The following is a 25606-nucleotide window of genomic DNA, read 5'->3' as shown; positions in this document are numbered from 1 at the left end:
AGCGTTTCACTCCAGTCACGGTGTTTTGTGAGCTGGAGCACACTCAGCGTTCGGACACCTTCCTCTGCACGAAAGGTCCCATCATGCCGATTTGGACGTTGCACGGAGATGGAAAGAACATCAGACCGGGTGAAGTGGTCGCTCCCGGCGAGCGGCTCAGCTGGGGAAGAACCATCGGGCTGGGCAGCCAGCACGTGGTGTCGATGTTCGGCGCGACGTTCGTCTTCCCGATCATCATGGGGCTCAATCCTCAACTTGCCGTGATGATGTCGGGCTTTTGTACGCTCTTCTTCCTGCTGGTGGTCAAGGGACGCATCCCCAGCTACCTCGGTACGTCGGCGGCTTTTGTCGGTGGTATCGCCGCCATTCGCGCCCAGGGCGGAACGTCCGCAGAGGTGACCGGCGCGATCCTGGTGTCCGGACTGGTCCTGGCGGCCATCGGTATCGCGATCCACTTCCTCGGCGGCCGGGTCGTGTTCAAGGTTCTTCCGCCAGTGGTGACCGGCGCGGTGGTGATGTTGATCGGATTCAACCTGGCACCCGTCGTCGCGGGGCTGTACTGGCCGCAGGACCAGTGGGTGGCTCTGATCGTCATGGTGGCCCTGATCGTCATGAGTATCGCGCTACGCGGCTTCATGGCGCGCATCGCCATCTTCCTGGCCCTGATCTTCGGCTACGTCCTCTCCTGGATCCTCGACCGGGTCTCGGGGACGATCACCTCCTACGACGCAGGCACCGGTCAGATCACCGAGCACTTCCGCGTCAACTGGGATTCGGTGCAGTCGGCGTCGTGGTTCGGGCTTCCTCCGTTCTCGGACGAGGCCAACGGAATCGTCGGCATCCACGCTCCGTCGTTCAGCCTCACGTTCATCATCCTGGTCCTTCCGGGTGTCATCGCGTTGATCGCGGAGAACGCGGGCCACGTCAAGGCCGTGGCCGAGATGACCGGGGACGACCTCGACCCGTACATGGGACGTGCGCTCGCCGGTGACGGTTTCGCCACCGCTATCGCCAGCAGCGTCGGCGGTTCGCCCACCACGACGTACGCCGAGAACATCGGTGTCATGGCAGCGACCCGTGTGTACTCCACCGCCGCCTACGCGGTTGCCGGCATCGTCGCCATGATGCTCGGCTTCTCCCCCAAGTTCGGTGCCGTCATCTCGGCGACGCCCGGCGGTGTTCTCGGCGGAATCACCGTGGTGCTCTACGGCATGATCGGTCTGCTCGGCGCCAAGATCTGGAAGGAGAACGGCGTCGACTTCGGCAATCCGCTCAACCTCATGCCGATCGCGGCCGGCCTCATCATCGGTATCGGCGACACGGCTCTGAAGTTCAGTGACACGTTCTCGCTCAGCGGCATCGCGCTCGGCACCATCGTCGTGATCGGGATGTACCACCTGTGCCAGTTCATCGGTTCGAAGAACCCGGAACTGAATGCGAAGAATCCGGAACCGAACAAGCCGGATTCGAAGACTCCCGGCGGCGATCGGGAGGAACCCGCCAAGCAACTCACGTGACGCTTGGCTGAGTGTGCTCGATCGACGAAGGCCGGACATCCTCCGCGGAGGATATCCGGCCTTTCCGGTGTTCTGGGTACTGATCGATCAGACGAAGGTACTGGCTTCGACCAGGCCGATACGGTCGATGCGTTCGGTGCGGGTGTTGAGCCGTTCAGTCGCATCGGTAGCACTGAGCACGCTCAGCTCGTAGTGCAGTACCGCTCCGACGCGAGTGCAGAAGGCGGCGGATTCGTCCGCGGCATCGGGAAATTCGGGGATGACCCGATCGACGATGCCGCCCGCGAGCAGATCGAAGGACCTGATCCCTTGACTGGCTGCCATGTCTGGCGCGTGCGTGACGTCGTGGAACATGATCGCGCTCGCACCTTCGGGAGGTAAGGGCGAGAGCCAACCGTGGCGGGCCGCCAGCACTCGATCGGCCGGAATCAGTGCCAGGGCGCCGCCGCCCGTGCCCTGCCCGAGCAGGAGGGAAATGGTGGGGACCTCGAGTGAAATCATGTCGGCTATGCACCGAGCGATCTCGCCCGCCAGTCCACCTTCTTCGGCCTCCTTCGACAGTGCCGCGCCCGCTGTGTCGATGATCGTCACCAGCGGCAGGTCGAGTTCTGCGGCCAGCCGCATACCTCGCCGAGCCTCCCGCAGAGCGCCGGGGCCGAGTGGGGAGTGAGCAGTCTGTCCGCGCCGGTCCTGTCCGAGAAGGACGCAGGGCATGTCGCCGAAGCGAACGAGCGCGAGCATGATGCCGGGATCGTTCTCGCCTTGGCCGGTTCCGTTGAGCGGGAGCATGTCCGAGGCGGAATTGAGCAACACTTCCCGTATCCCCGGTCGGTCTTCGCGCCGGGATGCGACGACGGATTCCCACGCCGACGTATCGGGTGGGCAATCGTACGAGCACGGGTCACTGGGCAATAAGTACCCACGATGCGCCCCGGTGATGATGCGCAATGCGCGTTCGACGATTTCGGCGAGCTGGTCTGGCGGCCTCACTGCATCGATGAGTCCGTGCTCGTGAAGGTTCTCCGCTGTCTGGACACCGGCGGGGAAAGGTGAGTTGTACAAGGCCTCGAACACTCGAGGGCCGAGGAATCCGACGAGGGCCCCCGGTTCCGCGATCGTCACGTGACCGAGTGATCCCCAGGACGCGAATACGCCTCCGGTGGTGGGGTTTCGGAGATAGACGATGTAGGGCAGGTGCGCTTCTTTGTGCTTGATGAGCGCCGCGGTGATCTTGACCATCTGCAAAAACGCCGTCGTCCCCTCCTGCATACGCGTTCCCCCGGACGTGGGAAGCGCAAGAAGGGGCAGCTGCTCTTGGGTGGCTCGACGGATGGCGACGACGAGGCGTTCTCCCGCCGCCACGCCGATCGAACCACCGAGAAAACCGAACTCGCAGACGATGATTGCCACACGGCGGCCTCGGACGGAGGCGCTTCCGGTCAGGACGGACTCGTCGAGCCCGGTCTTCTCCTGGGCCCGCAGAAGTGCTTCGGCGTAATCGGAGTCGGTCGCGACGGGGATCGGAGGGGTATCCCACGACTCCCAGGTGCCGGCATCGATTACCAGGTCGAGCAAGTCGCGAGCCGTCAGGCGGTTCATCGGGTGAATCCTTGTAGCCATGACATGATTTCGTCAGTGTCTTCACCGAGAACCGGAGGTGCAGTGTGGCGGGTCTCCGTCACTTCGGTTCCGTCCGGATCGAAAAATCGTAGCGGTGGACCGGGCAGTGTGATGTTTCCGAGCGTGCTGTGGTCGACGTCGACGAGCAATCCCTGTGATCGGGTCTGCTCCCATTCGTACACTTCGGAGATCGTCCGAACCCGTCCTGCCGGTACTCCGATGCGGTCGAGTTCGGTCAGAAGCTCGTCACGCGAGTACGGCTTGAAGGTACGTTCGATCAATTCGACGACCTGGAATTGATTTTCGACGCGTTCGGCGTTTGTTGCCATACCCGGGGCGTCAGGGTCGAGGTCGAATCCTTCGCAGAATCTTCTCCACAGGCTTTCGCTGCCGACCGAGATCTGCACTGCGCCATCGCCGGTACGAAAGAGCCCGTACGGTGCGATGGAGGGATGGTGGTTGCCCTGCGCTGTGCCTACCTCACCGGCGACGGTCCACTTCGTTCCTTGAAACGCGTGAACACCGACCACGCTGGCCAAGAGCGACGTTCGGACAACGCGGCCTTTCCCCGTCTGTTCGCGTTCCTTCAAAGCCGCGACGACACCGAACGCCCCGTACATTCCGGCGAGAAGATCGGCGATCGGAACTCCGACTCGTTGAACGTCGTCCGGACTCGAGCCGGTCAGCGACATGAGTCCGGCTTCCCCCTGGGCGATCTGGTCGTAGCCGGCGCGACCGCCTTCCGGGCCGTCGTGGCCGAAACCGCTGATGGACAGAACGATCAGTCGAGGATTGAGTTCGGCCAGCCGCTCGGTCGAGAATCCGAGTCGATCGAGAACTCCGGTGCGGAAGTTCTCCATGAGAACATCGGCGCGGCAGACGAGATCTTCGAGGGTCGCGCGCCCACTGTCGGATTTCAGATCGAGCGTGATCGACTTCTTGTTCCGGTTCGTGGACAGAAAATACGTCGATTCCCGTTGTGTGTTCGGTGGTTCCAACGTGGGCTCCACAAAAGGCGGCCCCCACCCACGGGTGTCGTCGCCGCCGTGAGGTGATTCGACCTTGATCACGTCGGCACCCAGATCGCCGAGCATCATTGCCGCGTGAGGACCCGCGAGTGCGCGCGTGAGGTCGACGACTATCACGTCGTGTAACGGACCACTACGAGCACTTGTGTTGTGAGGCTTCGAAGTCGAGTTCATGTCGCACCGCCGTGTTCTGGTGTAATTGGCTGAGCCAGTTGGTGGTTGAGGCCTCCGTAGTTCGGTCGACTCCGGTCCGCTGGACCGAGAAACCGGCCAGGGCCACTGAAGGAGGTATGTGCGGCCCGTCTTTCGAACCGTAAGCGGGCACCGGTGAACGGCACATGGGTAACCTTGCCGACGACGGGTGTCAGTGGTGGGTAAGAAGTGACGAACGCTCACCGGGCGGCGCGATTGCGGTTGTATCGAACCGTTATCGGGACGTTCTGTCAGCTCATATCGTGCGAAGTCATGACATTTCGTGCATCTTCATGACCTGCAGGGCGAGTGAGACGTTCAATCGAAGGACGGGGTCGTCGGTGAACGATCCGACGACGCTCTCCAGCTTTCCGATTCTGTAACGCAAAGTGTTGTAGTGCATGTGCAGCGCCCGGGAGGCCTCGGCGACATTGCAATTGCAGTCGAGCAGGGTCTGGAGTGTCAGACGCAGGTCAGCGGCTTCGGCGTTGTCCGCCGACAAGGACTTCAGAACGTCATCGGTGAACGAACGCAGTTCGCTCTTGTCCGTCTGGAGCGAGAGGAGTCGGTGTACACCGAGTTCGTCGAAGTGTGCGATCTGCCCCGGCCCGTTGATACGTCGGCCGACGACCACGGCTGTACAGGCTTGGTCGTAGGCCGCGGGTAGATCGGCCAGGGAGTAGATCACCCGGCTCACTCCCGTGCTGAAGGATCGGCGGCCGCTGGTGCGATCGCCGGCAACCTTGCGCACCAACCCTTCGATGTCCCGAACCGCACGGTCGGTGCTGGTCGGGAAAAGCGTGACCACCTCGTGTCGAAACCCGACGGACGGCGCCGTCCGCTCGTGTGTTCGGACCACTTGTTGCCAGCCGTCGCTGAGTCGATCTTGGTCCGTGCGAGTGGAATTCGCGTGCTGGGATTCCGGGTGATCGACGTCGAGTTCTGCAACCACAACGGCAAGTGGACGAGTGACATCCCACCCCAACTGGGTGAAGTGCGCGCTCACTTCCGCAGGCGAGCCGGCTTCGCCTATCAGTGCGTCACGGAGGAAGTCGCCGCGGAACTTGGATTCCACTGCCGCAACTGCCAGCTGTTTGGTGACGGCCAGCGCGGCAACGGTGGCCGCTCGCTCCAGCGCTTGAACGACAACTGCGCCGAGTTCGTGGGTGCCGGCGTACGCCACCATCCGGCCGTGGTCGGTGCCGCCGGCCACCACTCGGGTGAGCGCCAACTGGCCGGGAAATCCCTTGGGCGCGTTCTGTAAACCGACGGCGACCCGCTCGGTCAGGAACCGACCGGTGCTTTCGAACAACGGAAGCGCGTTCAGCGCGGCTGAATCCCCGGCCTCGGTCAATACCCTTCCGTCCGGCGAGCAGATCAGAACGCTGACGTCGAAGAGCGCGGCGAATTCTGCGGCAATCTGAGGTAGATCGCCACCTTCCAAGACGATCGACGTCAACGAGCGGTGAAGTCGATCGGCAATGTCGAGTGCCGCGGACTGCTTCGCCACCAACTTGGTGAAGACCTCCGAGATCACCTCGTCGAATCCCGCGGTGACGGGAAGAACCAACAGCGGAAGCCCTCGCTGCTCTGCCATGTGCAGCATCGCCTCGGGCAACTCGTCGAGATAACGGCCCGTTTTCACGGCAAGTGCCGCGACTCCTCGACGTGCAAGACCGTCGACGAGGTCACTGAGATCTGTGTCGTCGAGAAGCTCGCCGGTTCGCCCGTAGCGCAGCGGGAACCCGGTTGTCACCAACAACTCGTTCGGCTTCACCCAAGCGAGGATGTCCGGTACTTCCATCACGTTCACCGATTGAACGAGGTGGCGTAAGCCCCCGTGCCCGGCAAGGACTTCGGCTCCACGCAGACTGGGCAGCTCGAGGACATCCCGAACTGTGAGTCTGTAGTCGCCACCCTCTGGCAAATGTTGAAGCTCTTCGCTCGAATATTTGGCAGATCTATCCATGTCGCGAGACTACGCTCGATCACGCGACGAACATTGTCAACAGTTGACGAAAATAGCCTCTCGAAATGAGCGGTTCTCCGTATGTCTGCCAACTACCGCGGCCCGAATTGGCGATCGCCCGCGTCTCCGAGTCCAGGTACCAGGAAAGCATTTTCGTTCAGGCCGTCGTCGATGCTCGCTGTGAGGAGCCGGACCGGATGTCCGGAGTTCTTCAGTGCTTCGATCCCCTCCGGAGCCACGACGACACATATTGCAGTCACATCGGTGGCTCCGCGTGCAATGAGCAGATCGATTGTGCGGACGATGGATCCACCGGTCGCCAACATCGGATCGAGGACGTAGACGGGGGTGCTCGACAGATCAGCTGGCAGGGACTCGAGATACGGAACCGGCTGGTGTGTCTTCTCGTCTCGTGCCATTCCCACGAAACCGACGCCTGCCTGCGGAATAAGGGCACTCGCCTGTTCGACCATGCCGAGGCCCGCTCGCAAGACCGGGACCAGGAGCGGTGGATTCGCCAGCCGCACCCCCAGCGTCGGAGCAACTGGCGTCTCGATGTCGAACTGTTCCGGTTCTGCGCCGCGCATGGCCTCGTAGACCAACATATGGGTCAGTCTGCGCAAGGCGGACCGGAACGTTGCGTTGTCGCTGCGAGCGTCGCGCATGGTCGTGAGCAGCGATGCCGCCAGCGGATGGTCGACAACAGTGGTGTCCATGGTCGAATCGTAAGTGAGAACCGATGGGGCGGCGCACAACCGGTGATTCGGAGTCGAAATAACCAATCGCGGTTTTCGTTTGGGCAAGTATTGACGATGCCGATGGGTTCGAGTCGTCATAGCGTGGTCGACACGGCAGTTCCGAACCGCTCGGCTGGACTGGGCGCCCGGAGCTGTCAAGGCCCAATTTTGCCTCCACGATTCCCTATACAAGGAGATGCCAATGCCCGAAGCAATCGAGGTCCGTAAGGTTCCGCTACACAGCGTCTCCGACGCCAGTGAGCTCGCCAAGCTGATCGACGACGGTGTCCTCGAGGCCGACCGCGTCATTGCAGTCATCGGCAAAACCGAGGGTAACGGCGGCGTCAACGACTACACGCGCATCATCGCGGACCGAGCGTTCCGAGAGGTTCTCTCCGCCAAGGGTAATCGCAGCCCCGAAGAAGTGGCGGAGGTGCCGATCGTCTGGTCCGGCGGCACGGACGGCGTGATCAGCCCGCACGCGACGATCTTCGCGACCGTGCCGGCAGACAAGGTCACCAAGACCGACGAGCCGCGACTGACCGTGGGTGTCGCCATGAGTGAGCAACTGCTGCCCGAGGACATCGGCCGTACGGCTATGATCACCAAAGTTGCTGCGGCAGTGAAAGACGCGATGGCCAATGCCGGCATCACCGATCCCGCCGACGTGCACTACGTACAGACCAAGACTCCGTTGCTGACAATTCACACCATCCGTGACGCCAAGAGCCGCGGCAAGACTGTGTGGACCGAACAGACTCATGAGTCGATGGACCTGTCCAACGGCGGAACGGCTCTGGGGATCGCGGTTGCGCTCGGCGAAATCGACATGCCGACCGACGAGGATGTCATGCACAGCCGCGAACTCTTCTCCTCCGTCGCATCCTGCTCGTCCGGCGTCGAGTTGGACCGCGCGCAGATCGTCGTCGTCGGTAACGCACGTGGCGTCGGCGGACGCTACCGGATCGGCCACAGCGTGATGAAGGATCCGCTCGACCAGGACGGCATCTGGGCGGCGATCCGTGACGCCGGACTCGAACTTCCGGAGCGGCCGCACTCGAGCGACCTGGACGGTCAACTCGTCAACGTGTTCTTGAAGTGCGAGGCCAGTCAGGACGGAACGGTCCGTGGCCGTCGTAATGCGATGCTCGACGACTCCGACGTGCACTGGCACCGCCAGATCAAGTCGTGTGTCGGCGGAGTCACGGCAGCTGTCACCGGCGATCCGGCAGTGTTCGTCTCGGTATCGGCAGCGCACCAGGGTCCCGAGGGCGGCGGCCCAGTCGCTGCCATCGTCGATCTCGGTCAGTAGTAGGCAAGAACCTCGCTGGAAACCTCGACAGTCGCGCCGCCACCGGCAATTCGTCCTCGAATCAGTTGCCGGTGGCGGCGAGTCCGCCGCGGCGTACCCCACTTCACTGCTTGAAAGGATTCACGATGGTTCATGCTGCTGACCCTGTCGACGAGAGCGTTTCCGGTGCGCCCGAGAATCGCGAACTCGTCATGGTCGATGCGGTCACGCTCAGTGGTCTGATACGCAGGCGTGAAGTGTCGTGTGTCGAGGTGATGGACAGCTTCCTCGATCACATCGAATTACATAACCCGGCGGTGAACGCGATCGTCGCATTGCGGGATCGGGAAGCGTTGACGGCGGAGGCGCGCGAGCGTGATTCGCAGTTGGCGAGTGGGGAGTATCTCGGTTGGATGCACGGGTTTCCGCATGCGGTGAAGGATCTTTCGGCAGCCAAGGGTCTGCCGTTCACGTCCGGGTCGCCGATGTTCGCGGACCGAATCGCCGAAGATGACGAACTGTTCGTCAAGCGGATCAGGTCTGCCGGTGCCATCGTGATCGGCAAGACGAACACACCGGAGTTCGGGCTCGGATCCCAGACGTACAACCCGGTGTGGGGTACGACGGTGTCGCCGTACGACCATTCGCGCACTGCCGGCGGTAGCAGCGGTGGCGCCGCAGCGTCGTTGGCGCTCCGCATGTTGCCGGTGGCTGATGGAAGCGATTACATGGGTTCGCTCCGAAACCCGTCGGCATTCAACAACGTTGTTGGGTTTCGACCATCCTGGGGTCGGATACCGGAGACGGGATTCATCGCTCAGGGCGCCGTTGTGGGCCCGATGGGCCGAACCGTCACCGACGTGGCTCACCTGCTTTCCACGATGGCGGGGCCGGATGCTTATGCACCGTTGGGGATTCGTGAGGATCCCGCGGTATTCACCGAAAGCCTCGCACGTGATCTGAAGGGCTCTCGGATCGCATGGGTCGGTGACTGGAACGGTTACCTGGCAACCGAACCTGGAGTTCTCGAGTTGTGCGAATCCTCGTTCGAGGTCTTCGAACAGTTGGGGTGCCGCGTCGAGGCGGCGCTTCCCGACTTCAAACCGGAGGACATCTGGCAACTGTTCTTGCGGTGGCGTTGGTGGGCACAGCTCGGCTTGATCGATCAGTACAACGATCCGAGCTTGCGCGAGTTGATGAAGCCCGAACTGTTGTGGGAACTCGAGCACGCGGTCACACTGTCGGCTCTCGACGTGACCAAGGCCGCGGAGGCCCGCAACGGCTGGCTGTCGGCCATTACCAAGATGTTCGAAACCTACGACTACATTCTTGCGCCCAGTGCCCAGGTGTTTCCTTTCGACAAGAACACTCACTGGCCCGAGACCGTCGACGGCCGATCGATGGACACGTATCACCGGTGGATGGAGACGGTTGTTCCCTGGACGATGGCCGGGGTTCCGGTTGCGGGGATGCCGGTCGGCTTCGACGATCGTTCGCTTCCCATGGGTATCCAGATCATCGGTCGGCACGGAGCCGACTTGGACGTACTCCAACTCGCCTACGCATTCGAGCAGGCAACCCAGTGGGTCGAGCGGGTTCTTCCGCCCGCACTCCGCGTGAACTGACCGATCTATTTCGAACGTATCCAGTTGGGAGAGAAAGACGATGGCTTCGGCATTGTGGCACGGGTTCGCGGACATGGGCGCTGTGGAGAAGAACGGCGCGTTTGTCGTCTCTCGCGGTGAGGGCGCGTACATCTGGGACCGCGAGGGCACTCGGTATCTGGATGCGACGGCGGGCCTGTGGTTCACCAATGTCGGGCACGGGCGCACGGAGATCGCGGATGCGGTGGCGGCTCAGTTGTCGAAGATCGCTCATTTCTCGAATTTCGGTGATTTCGTTCCCGAGACCACGCAGGTGTTGGCGGAGCGGTTGGCGACGATCGCGCCGGTTGCCGGGAGCAAGATCTTCTTCACTTCGGGTGGTTCGGATTCGGTGGACACTGCGGCGAAGCTTGCTCGTCGGTACTGGCACGAGGTGGGGCAGCCGGAGAAGGCGATCATCGTCGGTCGTCAGAAGGCGTATCACGGAATGCACGTTGCGGGAACGGCTTTGGCTGGTATTCCGGTGAACCGTGAGGGGTACGGCGAGCTGATGGCGGATGCGGCGACGGTCGGCTGGGACGATGCGAAGAGTCTGCTCGAGTTGATCGAGCGGGTCGGTGCGAACAAGATCGCTGCGTTCTTCGCGGAGCCGATCATCGGTGCGGGTGGGGTGTATCTGCCGCAGGAGGGGTATCTGGCGGAGGTGCGTGACATCTGCCGCGAGCACGACATCCTCTTTGTCGTCGACGAGGTCGTGACCGGTTTCGGCCGGATCGGTGGTGAGTGGTTCGCGTCCACTCGTTTCGATTTGCAGCCTGACATGATGACCACGGCAAAGGGTTTGACGTCGGGTTACGTGCCGATGGGTGCGGTGTTCATCGCGCCGCGGGTGGCGGAGCCGTTCTATGCGGGTTCGTGGTGGCGTCATGGGTACACGTACGGCGGGCATGCCGGTGCTGCTGCGGCGGCGATGGCGAACCTCGACATTCTCGAGCGTGAGAATCTGCTCGCGGAGTCGAAGCGTCTGGAGGCGTCGTTGCATACGCATCTGCAGCCGCTGGCGGAGCATCCGCGGGTGGCGGAGGTTCGTAGTGGGCTCGGTGCGGTCGCTGCGGTGCAGTTGGCTGATCCGGCGGAGGCGTTGCCATTTGTAAAGACGCTTCGCGAGCATGGTATTTCGGGTCGCGCCGCGGGTCAGGGTGCGATGCAGATTTCGCCGACGTTCGTCATGACCGATGATCAGGTCGCGGAGATGGCAGCGGGAATCCTCGCAGCCCTCGGCTAGGACTGTCGTTTTCCGTTGACAGACATCGTGTTACGGAATCATTAAGCCGAAGAAAATGTTTGGGCCCTTCGTGGCGTGGTCCTCATTTCGGTCGAAACTGCCTCCAACACTGACGATGACCCCTGCCCGCATCATCTGCCACCATTGTTGCCAATCTCGGTGAGTGGGTTCTGGCAGATTGTCATCACGTCCAAATCTCGTTCCTGCATTAGCGTTTCACTCCAGACACGGTGTTTGTGAGCTGGGGCACAAAGCATTTCGAACACCTTCCTCCTTTGCGAAAGGTCTCGTCATGCCGATCTGGACGTTGCACGGAGACGGAAAGAACATCGGAGCCGGTGAAGTGGTCGCTCCCGGCGAGCGACTCAGTTGGGCGAGAACCATCGGGTTGGGCGGCCAGCATGTCGTGTCGATGTTCGGCGCGACGTTCGTCTTCCCGATCATCATGGGCCTCAATCCTCAACTTGCCGTGATGATGTCAGGCTTTTGTACGCTCTTCTTCCTGCTGGTGGTCAAGGGGCACGTTCCCAGCTACCTCGGAACATCCGCAGCTTTTGTCGGTGGCGTTGCCGCCATTCGTGCCCAAGGTGGAACGACGGCCGAAGTGACCGGTGCGATTCTGGTGTCGGGGTTGGTTCTGGGATTCGTCGGCATCGCCATCCACTTTCTCGGCGGTGGCGTCATCAGTAAAGCGCTACCGCCGGTGGTCACCGGCGCTGTGGTGATGTTGATCGGCTTCAACCTGGCGCCTGTGGTCGCGGGGTTGTACTGGCCGCAGGATCAGTGGGTGGCACTGATCGTGATGGTTGCACTGATCGTGATGAGCGTTGCGCTACGCGGCTTCCTGGGACGTATCGCCATTCTCGTCGCGCTGGTTTTCGGCTACATCTTCTCGTGGGTCCTCGACCGGCTCTCCGGTCCGATCACGTCCGCCAGTGGTAGCGGCGCACCCACCGAGCACTTTCGTGTCAACTGGGATTCGGTGCACTCGGCGTCTTGGTTCGGGTTGCCGCCGTTCTCGGACGAAGCCAACGGGATCGTCGGTATCCACGCTCCCTCGTTCAGCCTCACGTTCATCGTTCTGGTGCTTCCCGGTGTCATCGCACTGGTCGCGGAAAACGCCGGACACGTCAAGGCGGTCGCCGAAATCACGGGCGACGATCTCGACCCGTACATCGGACGCGCCATTGCCGGTGACGGTTTTGCCACCGCCATCGCCAGCGCAGTAGGCGGCTCCCCTACGACGACTCATGCCGAGAACATCGGTGTCATGGCTGCCACGCGGGTGTACTCGACCGCCGCGTACGTGATTGCGGGTTTCATCGCGATCCTGCTCGGCTTCTCGCCCAAGTTCGGAGCAGTCATGGCGGCGACGCCCGGCGGCGTCCTGGGCGGAATTCTTGTGGTTCTGTTCGGCATGATCGGTCTGCTCGGCGCCAAGATCTGGAAAGAGAACGGCGTCGACTTCGGGAACCCGCTGAATCTGATGCCGATTGCCGCCGGTCTGATCATCGGTATCGGCGACACGGCGCTGAAGTTCAGTGACACGTTCTCGCTCGGAGGTATCGCGCTCGGCACCATCGTCTTGATCGCGATGTACCACCTCTGCCGGCTCGTGGGGTCCTGGAACCCTGAACTGAACAGGCCGAAGTCCGGGAGGCGGCCGGGCGCAACGCCGGGGGCGAATGCGTCAGATGACGAACTTGAAGAGCCCGTGGCGCAGCTCACGTGATGCCAAGTTGAATGTATGCCAGGTATGACCCGTGACCGTTGTCACATCTGCACAAAACGTGAAGTGACTCATAGAGGCAGGATTGAGTAATGAAACCGTCGCCGCTGACTTATCACCGACCGTCCTCGGTCGAGGACGCGTGCCGAATCCTCTCCGAGGTCTCTCACGAGGGGAAGGTGCTCGCCGGTGGGCAATCGCTTGTGCCGCTGCTGTCCATGCGCCTCGCCGCGCCCGCCCACATCGTCGACATCGGATCGATCCCGAACCTCGCTTCGGTGACCTCGTCCGAAGACGAAGGAGTGCGGTTCCAGGCCCTGGCCACGCACTCGGTGCTGGCGGCCGACGAAGGTGCTCGTCGAGTCCAGCCTCTGCTGAACCGTGCTCTGCAGTTGGTAGCGCACCCCACGATCCGTAACCGCGGGACGAGCGTCGGCTCCATCGTCCATGCCGATCCGTCGGCGGAGATGCCGGCAGTCCTGACGCTGCTCGGGGGCAGCGTGACCGTCCAGTCGGTGCGTGGCACCCGCGAGATCGCGTCGACGGATCTCTTCGCCGGCCCTCTCGAGTCGAGCCTGGAATCAGACGAGATCGCGGTGTCGGTGTCGGTGCCCGCCGCCGAACCCGGCGTGGGAACCGCCATCGACGAGATCGCGCGTCGTCACGGTGACTATGCACTGGTCGGCGTCGTCGCCCGGATTCGCGTGGTCGACGGTCTGGTGACCGAAGCGCACATGACGTACGTGTCCGCCGGAGAGCTGGGGCAGGTCGTGGACTACACGAACGTGCTGGCGGGGGCGTCCGCGACGGATCAGCGAGACCCGCGGTGGCGCACCCTCGGGGAATGCGCCCGCGCGCAGATAGATACCGAGGCAGACATTCACGGGACGGCGGCGTACCGCTCGCAGTTGGTGTCCGCGCTCACGGCGCGGGTCGGCTTCGCGGCGGCAACGGATGCTCTCAGTGAGAACGCAGTACTGGCAGGAAAGTGGTGACAATGTCCAAAAACGATCGCTCCATCGATGATCAACTTGCCGAGCTGGCAGCAGATACCGGTGAGCACCATGTAGCTGTCACGTTCACGCTCAACGAGGTGACGAACACCGTCGTTCTTCCCTCCCGCACTCTGGCTTCGGATGCCATTCGTCACCACCTCCGTAAGACGGGCACGCACGTGGGTTGTGAACACGGCGTGTGTGGTGCGTGCACCGTGCTGCTCGACGGAAAGCCTGTTCGATCCTGCCTCGTCCTCGCGGCCAGCCTCGAAGGTCGATCGATCACCACCGTCGAAGGCCTCGTCGAGCCGGACGGCACTTTGCATCCGGTTCAGCAGGCGTTCAAGGATTGTCACGGTCTGCAGTGCGGATTCTGCACTCCGGGATTCGTGACGACCATCGCGGCATTTCTCGAGGAGAACCCCAACCCCACGCGGGAGGAAGCTACCGACGCGATAGCGGGAAACCTCTGCCGTTGTACGGGGTACCAGAACATCAGGGCGTCGGTTCTGCGCGCAGCCGAGATCAAGCGTGAACGGGCCGGGCAGTTCCCGCTCGGAATCGACGACGCGTCCACTCGGGAGGCGTTGGATCGTAAAGTGCGGGGAACAACGAATCCCGTCGGAGGACGGGCGGGTAAGGCATGAGTACTCCGGTCAAACCAGCAAAGCGCAACGGGGCGAAGCATCCCGCTTCCGATCATTCGACGGCCGATCATTCGGTTGCCGACGACGGCAAGTTCTTCGGTAAACCGATTCCGCGCGAGGAAGATACGCGTCTGCTCAGCGGTCAGGGGCGATACCTCGACGATCTGGGCCACAACGCGCTGATCGCGGCATTCGTCAGGTCGCCGCACGCTCATGCGCGAATCATCGACATCGACATCGACCAGGCGCTGGAAGTGCCTGGTGTGCATGCCATCTACACCTACGAAGATCTCCTCGCGGACACGCCGGAAATGGCGGAGAACCTGCCACTGCTCATTCCTCATCCGGGAATCATCGCTCCGCGCAACGGGTATCCCCTCGCGAAGGACGAGGTGAAGCATGTCGGCGAAGCCATCGCCATGGTGGTTGCGGACAACCGGTACATCGCCGAGGACGCTTGCGCGAAGATCGACGTCACCTACGAGGCGCTGAAGCCTGTAGTGGGGATCGACGTCGCTCGCACCGCCGCCAACGCCGTCCACGCCGACGTTCCGGACAACGTCGCCGCTCACCTGCAGCACGGGTTCGGAGATCTGGATGCCGAACTGGCCGCCGCGCCGCACCGACTGACGCTGGATCTCGAAATCGAGCGTTCGGCTTCCATGCCGATGGAGGGCAAGGGTGTCTACGCACGTTGGGACGGTGACGAGAACACCCTCACGTTCTGGACCTCCACCCAGACGTCCACGTCCGCCCGCGCCGCAATCGCCGCGCGATTGGGGATGGCGCTGAACAAGGTTCACTGCATCGCTCCTGACGTCGGCGGCGGATTCGGCGTCAAGATCGTTCACCCGTGGCCCGAAGAAGTCATGATCACGTGGGCCGCTCGACGCCTCGGCCAGGCCGGTATCTCCTGTGAGGTGAAGTGGGTCGAGGATCGCCGTGAGCACTTCATCTCGAGCGCACACGAGCGCGGGCAGATCCAGAAGGTCGACATCGGATTCGACGACGAGGGTCGTCTGTTGGCGTTCGACTTCACGTTCTGGCACGACAACGGTGCCTACTTGCCGTACGGGATCATCGTCATGATCAACACCGCGACGCAGGTTCTCGGGCCGTACAAGCCGAAGTCTTTCCGGGTCAACGCCTATTCGCTGTACACCAACACCGTGATCGTGACCCCGTACCGCGGCGCCGGACGTCCGCAGGCCGTGTTCGCGATGGAGCGATCCATGGACGCCATCGCCAAGTACCTGAACAAGGACAAGATCGCGGTGCGGGAGGCGAACTTCATTCGCCCCGAGGACATGCCGTACGACTTCGGCCTGATGTTCCAGGACGGACGCCCGTTGATCTACGACACGGGCGACTACCAGGCGGGCATCGACAAGCTCAAGAAGCTCATCGACTGGGACGGATTTCCCGAGTACCAGAGGAAGGCTCGTGCCGAAGGTCGGTCGGTCGGCATCGGTATCGGCGCGTACGTCGAGGGAACCGGACCCGGACCCTACGAGGGTGCGCACGTCGTGGTCGAGACGTCCGGAAAGGTCAAGGCCGCAACAGGCTTGACGACGCAAGGCCAAGGCCATCAGACCGCGTTCGCCCAGATCGTTGCGGACGACCTCGGAGTCAAGGTCTCCGACGTCGAGATCGTCACGGGTGACACCCGCCGGTTCGGTTATGCCGTCGGCACTTTCGCCTCGCGTGGGGCGGTCATGTCGGGTTCGGCCTTCCATGTCGCGGCGCAGATGGTCGCGGAGAAGGCGAAGAAGATCGCGTCCGGAATCCTGGATCTGCCGGAAACCGAACTGGAACTCCGGGAAGGCCACGTGTGCAAGATCGGCACCGAAGCCGGCGTGGAAGGTACGTCCGTACCGCTGAGTGTTGTTGCCGTGCTGTCGAACCCGCTACGATATGCGTTCGACCGTGAGTCGAAGCTGGCCACCGGTTTCGCCAAGACCGACACGGACATGTCGAAGCCGCCGATTCCCGAGGGTGAGCAGCCCGGTCTGGAAGCAACCGGCTACTACTCGCCGCCCAGTTCCACCTTCGCTTCGGGAGTGCACGCGGCGATCGTCGAAACCGATCCCGTGACAGCCGAGATCACGGTCCGTCGTTACGTTGTCATCCACGACTGCGGAAACGTGATCAACCCCCGCATCGTCGAAGGTCAGGTCATGGGCGCCGTCGCGCAAGGTATCGGCGGCGCACTCTACGAGCGGATCGTCTACGACGAGCACGGGCAGATGCTCAACGCGTCGTACATGGACTTCTTGATGCCGTTCGTCACCGAGATGCCGGATTCGCTCGAGATGGATCACACCGTCACGCCGTCGGGACTCAACCCACTCGGAATGAAGGGTGCCGGTGAGGCGGGTGTGATCCCCACCAGCGCCGTCATCGCGGCTGCCATCGAGGACGCCGAAGGAATCTCGATCACGTCCATGCCCATTTCACCGTCCGAACTGTTCGAACTTCGACTCGCACACGCGGGTTCGTCATCAGAGGAGAATGCATGAGAATCGCCGGCACCGCGCAGCTGACGGCACCTCGCGAAGAGGTCTACGACAAGCTCCAGGACGGTCGTGTACTGGCCGCGACCATTCCCGGTGTGCAGTCGCTCGAGCAGCTCACGGACAATCACTACAAGCTCTCCATCATGGCGGGGGTCGCGTCGATCAAGGGCGTCTACGACGGCGAGGTTGTTCTGTCGCAACAGAATCGGCCAAATTCGTTTGTCATGACGGCTTCGGGGGCGGGTGCTCCCGGCACGGTGAAGGCGGACGTCACGGTCACCTTGACGGAGAACGAGGGTGGCACGCTGCTTTCGTATGACGCCGACGCCGTGGTCGGCGGGATGGTCGGCGGCGTCGGGCAGCGCATGATCACCGGTGTAGCCAAGAAGATGGCCGGGGTGTTCTTCAAGAGCATCGACGGCGTCATTGCCAACGGCATCCCCGAGAAGGTCACTGCCGCCGTGGCGGCGGCAATACCGGCAGTGGCGGTCGAAGGCGCGCCGGTAGTTTCCGGAGCTGTCGCGGCACCGGCGGTTCTTCCGGCCGCTGCACCGACAGCGGGCGGCACAGATGCTCGCACGGTGATGGTCAGCGCCGTCGTCGGCGCAGCCATTGCTTTGTCAGGTGTTGCTATAGGCGGATTCCTGGCGCGTTCTGGTTGTCGCGAGTAGTTCACTCAGGTGTCAACAGCTGATTTGCGATGAGGGAAACGCCCCGAACCGACCAGGTTCGGGGCGTTTTTCACGTCCGCGTAACCCATGGAGGCGCCGGCGAAGATCCGCTCGTGATCGTGCAACGAACCTTGGTCCCCCGATTCGGCGAATTGTGACAAAGAATCCGCTCTTCCGAACCTGTGGAATAGCTCTACACGTCAGGTACGAGCCACTTACCGGCTAGGCCGCAACCGTCGATCGGTACCAGACGAGACGAGCCAAAGATCTCAGGAGGAAGCGTGGAACCCAGGAAGATTCGGGTCGGTATCGATACCGGCGGAACGTTCACCGACATCGTGGCAGTGGACGACGAAACCGGCGCCATCGTCACCACCAAGACCCCGTCCACCCCGGCGGACCCCGCCGAGGGCTTTCTCGCCGGTATCGAGAAGGTACTCGCCAAGCTCGGTGAGAGTGGCGACTCCATCGGTGCGGTCAGCCACGGCACGACCGTAGCGACGAACAAGCTGCTCGAAGGCAAGGTCGAGAACCTCGGCTTCATCACCACCGAGGGCTACGAGCACGTTCTCGAGATCGCTCGTCAGTCGGTGCCGGACGGTTACGGCAACTCGTACTTCTGGGTCAAGCCCGAACGCATCGTCCCCGCCGATCGTGTACGCACCGTCGGTGGACGCCTTTCCTTCGACGGCAGCGAGATTCGTCCGCTCGACGAAGAGAGCGTTCGCAGCGCAGCGCAGTTCTTCAAGGACCGCGGGATCCGGACCATCGGCGTCTGCCTCATGCACTCGTACGCCGATCCGACGCACGAGGAGCGCGTACGCGACATCCTCTTCGAAGTTTTCCCCGATGCGACGGTGAGCATCTCGAGCCAGGTGCTGCGTGAGTACCGCGAATACGAGCGGTCCATCACCACACTCGTGGACGCCGCGGTCAAGCCGAACATCCGCAACTACGTGAACAACATCGCGAATCGTCTGCGTGAGTTCTCGACCACCGACGGTGAACCCCGCGACATCCCGTTCTACGTCATGAAGTCCAACGGCGGTGTCCTGTCGGCCAAAGAGGTTGTTCACCAGCCTATTACGACAGTCCTGTCGGGACCGGCCGCCGGAGCCCTCGGTGCTGCGCTGATCGCCGACGCCGCCGGCGTCGAGCAGGTGTTGACCTGTGACGGCGGCGGAACGTCGACGGATGTCACCGTCGTGGTTCGCGGCGAGCCCGCGCTGACCACCGAAGGGCGAGTGGGCAACTACCCGTCGAAGATCCCGATGATCGACGTCGTGACCGTCGGCGCCGGTGGTGGGTCGATCGCGTGGATGACGCCGGAACACACCCTCCGAGTCGGCCCTCAGTCGGCCGGCGCCGATCCCGGACCGTTGTGCTACGGCAAGGGCGGCAGCGAACCGACCATCACCGACGCGCATGTCCTGCTCGGTCGCATCCCACCCCACCTGCTCGGTGGCGAGATTCCTCTCGACACGGAATTGGCTCGCAAGGGCCTCGAAGAGCTTGCAACACAGCTCAGTCTGGGCTTCGAGGAGTGCGCGGTCGGCGTCCTCGAGGTCTCGGCGTGGAACCAGGCCAACGCCCTGCGTCAGATCACCGTCAAGCGTGGCCTCGACGTTCGCGACTTCACCCTCGTGACGTTCGGCGGTTCCGGCTCCCTGCTCGCCTGCCGTCTCGTCGACATCCTGGGTCTGAAAGACGTTCTCGTCCCGCTCAATCCGGGCAACGTCTCCGCGTTCGGTCTGCTGACGGTCGATGTCCGCAACGACTACGTCCAGACGCACGTCAGTCGTCACGACCGGTTGAAGGCAGAAGACCTGCAGAGCCAGTTCGACGCGCTGGCCGGCGAAGCCGAGATCGCGCTTGCCGAAGAGGGTTTCGACGAGACGCAGCGCAAGTACTCTCGCACTGCGGATCTGCGTTACCTCGGTCAGGCCTTCGAGGTACGCGTCCCGGTGGCGGAAGGTACCGTCACGACGCAGATCATGGACGACGCGGCCGAGGCGTTCCACCAGGCGCACCGCGAACTGTACGGCTACGACTTCCGGGGAGACCCGTCGCAGCACGTGGAATGGGTCAACCTGCGCGTGAGCGGCATCGGCCCGATCAAGCGTCCGACGCTCAAGGAGATCCCGGCCGGCACCGGCGCCGACACCGCTCGAACCGGTTCGCGTCAATCGTATTTCGACAGCTGGGTCGAAACGGCCACCTACGATCGCACACTGCTCGGTGCGGGTGACGCCATCGAAGGACCGGCCGTGATCGAGGAGTTCAGCTCGACTGTCCCGATCCACCCCGGATTCTCGGCACGTATCGACACCTTCGGGAACATTCGTATCTCGAAGTCTTCCGACTCGAACGGAGTGAAGTGATGACCGCCATTCTCGATGCTGCTGCTGCCACCGCGGCCAAGCCGTACCGACTCACCGCTACCGACGGCGCGTCACCTGACCCGATTCTGGTCGAGATCGTCGCCGGTTACCTCGCCAGCGTGGAAATGGAGGTGGAGACCTCCATTTCGCGCACCTCGCGCTCACCGATGATCCGTGACGCTCACGACTTCCGCGCCGGTATTCACGACCGGAACCTCCGCAAGCTCACGGGCCGTTCGTATTCCGCCCTGGTTCATCCGATCGCCCGGGACTTCCCACTCGAGACGATGAAGCCGGGAGACGTGTACTTCCACAACGACGTCTACCTGTCCGAAGGTGGCATCGGTCATCTCCCCGACCTGTGCGTCACGGTGCCTGTCTTCGCCCGCGTCACTCCCGATGCCGAGCCGAAGGTTGTTGCGTTCGTTCAGGCGTTCGGTCACCACGACGACATCGGCGGTTGCTGCCCCGGCTCCATGCCGTCCGGCGCCACCACGGTGTACGAAGAGGGACTGATGGTTCCGCCGATCAAACTGTGGGACCAGGGAGTTCCCAACGAGGCGGCACTGCGCATCATGACGCGTAACTCCCGTATGCCGGATGCGTTGGCAGCTGACCTCGACGCCGAGTGCTCGGCGTGCCTGATGGGTGCGCGTCGACTCACCGAATTGTTCGAGCGCTACGGCGTCGACACCGTCGAGTCGTGCTTCGACGCGATGATGGACGCGACCACCGAGACGTACCGTCGCGAGATCCTCAGCAAGATCCCGGTCGGTGAGTACACGTGGGAGGACTACGCCGAGCACGACGGCGTCGACGAGCCGATGCTCCACATCCAGCGGATCACGCTCACGAAGACGCGGCCGGAGGACGAGGGCGGCGAGCGACTCATCCTGGACTTCAACGGAACTGGACCGCAGGCAAAGGGCCCGATCAACCACTGTGGTGACTACGCGGACGGAAACTTCCTCATCAAGTGGTTGGCCCCGATTCTGCGTAACCTCGCGGACACCCCGGAGCGCATGGCCGAACTGGATGTCAACGAGGGCGTCGTACCGCTGATCGAGATGAAGTTCCCCGAGAAGGGAACATTGATCACCCCGATCTTCCCTGCCCCCACCAACGCTCGCACGTTTGTCATCCTCCGTCTGCTCGGAGTGCTGGCCGGCGTCGTGGCCAAGGCTGTGGACGGCAACATGCCCGCCGATCAGGAGACCATCAGGTACACCGGTGTGTACGGTGAGGACTTCGAGGGTCACTCGTATCTCATGCGTGAGGTGCTCGGCGGAGGTTCCGGCGGACGCTACTACGCCGACGGCGAGGACACGATTCACGTCGTTCCCGATTCACGGAACCTGCCGACCGAGTTCACCGAGAGCCGTTTCCCCTTCATCGTCGAAAAGCTCGGTCTGGCCATGGATTCGGGCGGAGCCGGACGTTACCGCGGCGGCTTGGGATACGAGAAGCACATCCGCATGCTCAAGGATGCTCACTTCATGTCCATCGCGGACCGTTCGATTCTCGCCTGCTGGGGAGTCAAGGGTGGCAAGGCCGGTCGGCCGTTCTCCGTCGTCCTGGATCCGGGTGGACCGAACGAGCGTGAGTTCGACGCGCTGACCGATGCCGAGCCGATCAAGGCCGGCGAGGTCGTACGGATTCGCACCACCGGTGGTGGTGGTTGGGGAGATCCCCTGGAGCGCCCGACCGAAGAGGTCTTGCGAGACATTCAGTGGCGCAAGGTTTCCGTAGAGGGTGCACGCGACGACTACGGCGTTGTCGTCATGATCGAGGGTGACGAGCCGTCCGTCGACGAGGCTGCTACCACGGAGTTGCGGGATCAGTTGCGCTCGGAACGCGGTGAGAACGAGCCCTTCTTCGATCGGGGTCCGGGCTACGCGCAGCTTTCGGGTGGCGCCACCTCAGCGGTCTACGACTACGTCTAGGACGGAAAACTCTCATGGAGAACGGAATTGCTCGCGGCGCCGACATCGCGGTGATCGGCGCCGCGGGTAAGACCGGTGAGGCCGTCGTCGCCGCACTGCCGCCGAGCGTGACAGTTCGGCGACTGGTGCGAAAGGCGCGTGTCGACGGGGACTTCGAGGTAGAACTGGAAACCGGAAGCGGACTGCGCAAGGCGCTCGCCGGGTGCCGAGGCGTGTACTTCATTGCCCCGAACGTCCATCCCGACGAGCCCGCACTGCTTCGCAATGCGCTGACGGCAGCGGCTTCGGCGGGAGTGGAGCACTTTGTCTATCACTCCGTCGCGTGGCCGTTCAGCCCGTCCATGCCGCATCACCTGGACAAAGCCAGGTGTGAGGACGAACTGCATCGTTCACCCTTGAAATGGACTGTGCTGCAACCGTGTGCGTACGCGCAGAATTTCGAGGCGGTACTCACGGGCCGATCTGACACCATCGTCCTGCCGTACAGCGCGGAAACGAAGTTCTCGTTCGTGAGTCTGGCGGACGTGGCGGCTGTTGCCGCGGCCGTACTGAGGGAGGGCTCGGGTGAACATCACGGAGCGACGTACGAGGTGGGCGGCCCGCAAGCTCTGAGCGTCATGGAGGTGGCACAGATGGTGGAAAAGCAGACGTCACGGACCGTCGCGATAGATCAGATCAGCGTGGATCAATGGCGCGAACAGATCGGCAGCAGCCTTGACGTCAACGCCAGCTCGCGTCTGGCGGCGATGTTCGAGTTCTACAACCACCACGATTTTCTTGCCGGCAGCGCGGCCGTCGAACTGCTTCTGGGTCGCCGACCGATGGCCGTCGAGAGCCTGATTCGCTGAATCCGGCTACGAAATGCCTCCTGCCGCCCAGACCACCAGTGGGGGCAGGGCGGCCAGGATCAGGCAGACCGTTCCGTTGAGCCACTTGTGCTCCACCGTGACGGCGGCGAACTCGCGCAGAATGGCGCTCGGCAGGTAGTACCGGGCGGTGTGGGAACCGATGACTTCCGCATCCAGATCGAGGCTTCGGGCAAACGTCGCAGTTCGGAGGATGTGGAAGTTGCTGGTGACCAGCACCATTCGAGGCTTCGTGGTGTTGGCACGGAGAAGGTCCCTGGTGTACTCGAGGTTCTCGAGCGTGGTGGTCGAGCGGTCCTCGAGAATCACGCTCTCGCGCGGTATCCCGTGATCGACGAGGTAGACGCACATTGCCTCCGCCTCGCTGACCACCTCGTCCGAACCCTTCCCGCCGCTCACGACCAACAGTGGTGAACGTCCTTCGCGGACCTCGGCGCGAAAGACGTCGGCCGCCTTGTCCAGACGGCTGGCAAGCAGGGGCGTCACGTCGGCGCCCGAAAGCCCGGCGCCGTGAACCACTATCGCGTCCATTCCGGGCTGGTACTTCTGGCGTCCGTAGACGTAGGAGTAGAGCAGAAAGCTCGTGAACAGAAACCCCAGGTACGACGCGACCAGGCTGAACGAACCGAGAACGACTGCGAGCCAATATCTCTGCGTCAGCAGCGCTGATGCGAGCAACACGTAGGGAACGAGCAGGCCGAGTCCGGCGACGAGTGAGAGCAGATTCGCGACGCTGAATCCCTCGCGCCGCAGCATCGTGACTCCGTTGACGATCAGGAATCCTGCAAGCATGAGCACCAGCAACGGCGAGAGCAGAGCGATCGTCGCGATGACGAACGACGGGACCTCGGTTCCCGGCGCACCCGACTGCAACATCCACAGACCGGTGAAGATCAGTCCGAGAAGTAGGTAGACGCCGTTGCTCAGCCTCCGTCGATCCTGCCTGAACCGGTAGCCGCAGAATCCGAGCAGTGCGAGGCCGATGAGGAGAAGGATCACGGAGCCAGCCTAGGCGAGGCGCTTACGACACGGGCGCCACCACCTTCGACTGCTGGATCGCGGACAGGACCCTGGTACGGCACTCGATGAACAGTGGGTCTGCCTTGGTGGTCAGTTGATCTCGAGCTCCGGTCAACGGGACGTCGACGATGTCCTGCATCAATGCCGGAGTTCCGCCGAGGACGACCACTCGATCGGACAGGTACACCGATTCGTCGACGTCGTGGGTGACGAGGAGGACGGTGATGCCAAGATCACGCTGAAGCGTCAGCAGCAGGTCTTCGAGTTCCGCGCGGGTCTGCGCATCGACCGACGCGAAGGGTTCGTCCATGAGGAGTACCTGCGGCCGATAGGCGAGAGCGCGAGCTATCGCCACTCTCTGCTGCATTCCGCCGGACAACTGCCAGGGGTAGGAACGCGCAGCACCGCCTAGACCGACAACGGCAAGTGCATCGCTAACCCTCTCGTTCTGAACCTTCCGCGCCAGACCGTTGCCCCGTAGCGGCAGGCGAACGTTCTCGCCCACTCGAAGCCACGGCATCAGTGTGCGTCCGTAGTCCTGTGACACGAGAGCCAGCGTGGCCGGCGGTGCATCGATCGCGATCCCGGCGATGCGGACCTCACCAGTGGTCGGCTTCTGCAGACCGGCGATGCAACGAATCAGCGTGCTCTTGCCGATGCCGGAATGGCCGACGATGCAGACGATTTCTCCGGGTGCAACGGACAGATCGATGCCGCGGAGCACTTCGCGGCCGGTGGGACCGCCGTAGGTCACCCCGAGGCCGCTCAGTTCGACTGCGGGTATCGATGCCGCAGATTCTGTGGATGACATCAGTTTCCTTTCACTGCGAGAGCGTCGTGGGTCCGCGGCTGCCATCTGAGCAACCATCGTTCGATCACGCCGTATCCGAGGTTGAGCACGTATCCGATGATTCCCAGCAGGAGAATTCCGGACCACATGTCGGCGATCGCGAAGGTCTGTTGCGCGACGATCACGAAGTGACCGATTCCTGCAGTGGAGACGTACATTTCGCTTCCGACCATGATGACGACACCGATCGCGAGACTGGTGCGGATACCGACTGTTATCTGCGGCATCGCTCCGGGGAGGAGTACCTGCGTCACCAGGAGGGGTGTACGGATCCGGTAGCTGCGCGCCACCAATCGGATACTCGGGTCGATGGAGCGAATGCCGTCGAGGGTGTTGAGGAGTATCGGCCAGACCGCGCCGAAGGCGATGGCGGCAACGTTACCCGTCGAACCGGTTCCGAAAACGATGAAAAGAGCGGGTAATACGGCCAGCGCCGGAATAGCGCGGAAGAACTGGAGAAACGGATCGGCAATGTCGGCAGCCAGCGGGAACAGTGCCAGCAGGAGACCGGCGCCGACGCCGACCACCAGTGCCACGGCGAGACCGAAGGCAAGGTTGGTCAAGCTCGGTACGACATCGTGGGCGAATCCCGGACCGAACCAGTTGTCCACAAACGCTTTCCAGATACGCGACAGCGGCGGGAAGTAAGGCGACTTGCTCGACTCCGAACCGAAGTACCATACGACGACGATCAAGATCGGCAGCCACAACTCCCACGCGAGGAGTCGAAGTCCTGACATCATCT

20 protein-coding genes are annotated in these 25606 nt (G+C 62.7%); 12 read left to right on the top strand and 8 right to left on the bottom strand.

What is annotated here, in order from left to right; translation table 11 throughout:
* Window positions 1–83 precede the first annotated feature (83 nt).
* Window positions 84–1517 carry a uracil-xanthine permease family protein gene (locus tag ACVZUB_RS29275; RefSeq protein WP_064075502.1) on the top strand — a complete coding sequence of 478 codons (1434 nt, stop codon included), beginning with the start codon at window positions 84–86 and terminating at the stop codon, window positions 1515–1517.
* A gap of 87 nt (window positions 1518–1604) precedes the next feature.
* Here ACVZUB_RS29275 and ACVZUB_RS29270 read toward each other — a convergent pair whose 3' ends face one another.
* From ACVZUB_RS29270 to upp, 4 genes are all read right to left on the bottom strand, one after another.
* Window positions 1605–3116: a carboxyl transferase domain-containing protein gene (locus ACVZUB_RS29270; RefSeq protein WP_482628026.1), complete on the bottom strand. Its 1512-nt coding sequence runs from the start codon at window positions 3114–3116 to the stop codon at window positions 1605–1607.
* The gene (locus ACVZUB_RS29265; protein WP_482628025.1) at window positions 3113–4339 is read right to left on the bottom strand and encodes a CaiB/BaiF CoA transferase family protein; all 1227 of its coding nucleotides are present in this window, start codon (window positions 4337–4339) and stop codon (window positions 3113–3115) included. Before ACVZUB_RS29265 ends, ACVZUB_RS29270 begins: the two co-directional genes overlap by 4 nt.
* Window positions 4340–4628: 289 nt before the next feature.
* Entirely contained in the window at window positions 4629–6326 is a 1698-nt protein-coding gene (locus ACVZUB_RS29260) for a PucR family transcriptional regulator (RefSeq protein WP_003946020.1), read from the bottom strand.
* A gap of 92 nt (window positions 6327–6418) precedes the next feature.
* Window positions 6419–7042, bottom strand: a complete 624-nt coding sequence (upp, locus tag ACVZUB_RS29255) for a uracil phosphoribosyltransferase (RefSeq protein ID WP_482628024.1) — start codon at window positions 7040–7042, stop codon at window positions 6419–6421.
* A gap of 223 nt (window positions 7043–7265) precedes the next feature.
* On the opposite strand from upp, the gene bar reads away from it, so the two are divergent.
* Complete coding sequence (gene bar / locus ACVZUB_RS29250) at window positions 7266–8375, top strand: barbiturase (RefSeq protein WP_007735206.1); 1110 nt, start codon at window positions 7266–7268, stop codon at window positions 8373–8375.
* On the opposite strand, the gene ACVZUB_RS29245 is transcribed toward bar, so the two are convergent.
* A complete protein-coding gene (locus ACVZUB_RS29245) occupies window positions 8369–8509 on the bottom strand; it encodes a hypothetical protein (protein WP_155277953.1) in 141 nt (46 codons plus the stop codon). The genes bar and ACVZUB_RS29245 overlap by 7 nt on opposite strands.
* On the opposite strand from ACVZUB_RS29245, the gene ACVZUB_RS29240 reads away from it, so the two are divergent.
* The 10 genes from ACVZUB_RS29240 to ACVZUB_RS29195 all read left to right on the top strand — a co-directional run bounded on the left by ACVZUB_RS29240 (window position 8501) and on the right by ACVZUB_RS29195 (window position 22973).
* Complete coding sequence (locus ACVZUB_RS29240; RefSeq protein WP_482628023.1) at window positions 8501–9979, top strand: amidase; 1479 nt, start codon at window positions 8501–8503, stop codon at window positions 9977–9979. The two genes, ACVZUB_RS29245 and ACVZUB_RS29240, sit on opposite strands and share 9 nt — an antisense overlap.
* Before the next feature lie 40 nt (window positions 9980–10019).
* A complete protein-coding gene (locus ACVZUB_RS29235) occupies window positions 10020–11243 on the top strand; it encodes an aminotransferase family protein (RefSeq protein WP_482628022.1) in 1224 nt (407 codons plus the stop codon).
* Window positions 11244–11535: 292 nt separating this feature from the next.
* Window positions 11536–12975 (top strand): uracil-xanthine permease family protein, encoded by a 1440-nt coding sequence (locus tag ACVZUB_RS29230; protein WP_047271857.1) that lies wholly within the window; start codon window positions 11536–11538, stop codon window positions 12973–12975.
* A gap of 89 nt (window positions 12976–13064) precedes the next feature.
* On the top strand, window positions 13065–13967 hold the full coding sequence (locus ACVZUB_RS29225; RefSeq protein WP_007735487.1) for an FAD binding domain-containing protein: 903 nt from the start codon (window positions 13065–13067) through the stop codon (window positions 13965–13967).
* Between the two features lie 2 nt (window positions 13968–13969).
* Window positions 13970–14614 (top strand): (2Fe-2S)-binding protein, encoded by a 645-nt coding sequence (locus ACVZUB_RS29220; protein ID WP_003946048.1) that lies wholly within the window; start codon window positions 13970–13972, stop codon window positions 14612–14614.
* Complete coding sequence (cutA, locus tag ACVZUB_RS29215) at window positions 14611–17133, top strand: aerobic carbon-monoxide dehydrogenase large subunit (protein WP_019746089.1); 2523 nt, start codon at window positions 14611–14613, stop codon at window positions 17131–17133. The genes ACVZUB_RS29220 and cutA overlap by 4 nt, the downstream gene beginning before the upstream one ends.
* On the top strand, window positions 17130–17801 hold the full coding sequence (locus ACVZUB_RS29210; RefSeq protein ID WP_003946004.1) for an SRPBCC family protein: 672 nt from the start codon (window positions 17130–17132) through the stop codon (window positions 17799–17801). Before cutA ends, ACVZUB_RS29210 begins: the two co-directional genes overlap by 4 nt.
* Window positions 17802–18082: 281 nt before the next feature.
* Complete coding sequence (locus ACVZUB_RS29205; protein ID WP_482628021.1) at window positions 18083–20182, top strand: hydantoinase/oxoprolinase family protein; 2100 nt, start codon at window positions 18083–18085, stop codon at window positions 20180–20182.
* Entirely contained in the window at window positions 20182–22125 is a 1944-nt protein-coding gene (locus tag ACVZUB_RS29200) for a hydantoinase B/oxoprolinase family protein (protein WP_482628020.1), read from the top strand. The genes ACVZUB_RS29205 and ACVZUB_RS29200 overlap by 1 nt, the downstream gene beginning before the upstream one ends.
* A 14-nt stretch (window positions 22126–22139) precedes the next feature.
* A complete protein-coding gene (locus ACVZUB_RS29195) occupies window positions 22140–22973 on the top strand; it encodes an NmrA family NAD(P)-binding protein (RefSeq protein ID WP_482628019.1) in 834 nt (277 codons plus the stop codon).
* 6 nt (window positions 22974–22979) lie between these two features.
* Here the strand turns inward: ACVZUB_RS29195 and ACVZUB_RS29190 are convergent, their stop codons facing one another.
* From ACVZUB_RS29190 to ACVZUB_RS29180, 3 genes are read right to left on the bottom strand one after another with little or no spacing between them, the layout of a single operon-like run.
* Complete coding sequence (locus ACVZUB_RS29190; RefSeq protein ID WP_050656900.1) at window positions 22980–23990, bottom strand: YdcF family protein; 1011 nt, start codon at window positions 23988–23990, stop codon at window positions 22980–22982.
* A 22-nt stretch (window positions 23991–24012) separates the two neighbouring features.
* Complete coding sequence (locus tag ACVZUB_RS29185; RefSeq protein ID WP_054187230.1) at window positions 24013–24822, bottom strand: ABC transporter ATP-binding protein; 810 nt, start codon at window positions 24820–24822, stop codon at window positions 24013–24015.
* The gene (locus ACVZUB_RS29180; RefSeq protein ID WP_218959922.1) at window positions 24822–25604 is read right to left on the bottom strand and encodes an ABC transporter permease; all 783 of its coding nucleotides are present in this window, start codon (window positions 25602–25604) and stop codon (window positions 24822–24824) included. The genes ACVZUB_RS29185 and ACVZUB_RS29180 overlap by 1 nt, the downstream gene beginning before the upstream one ends.
* Between the last annotated feature and the right edge of the window lie 2 nt (window positions 25605–25606).

The organism is Rhodococcus sp. OS5 (assembly GCF_056837585.1).
This window is presented reverse-complemented; position numbering and strand designations above follow the sequence as displayed.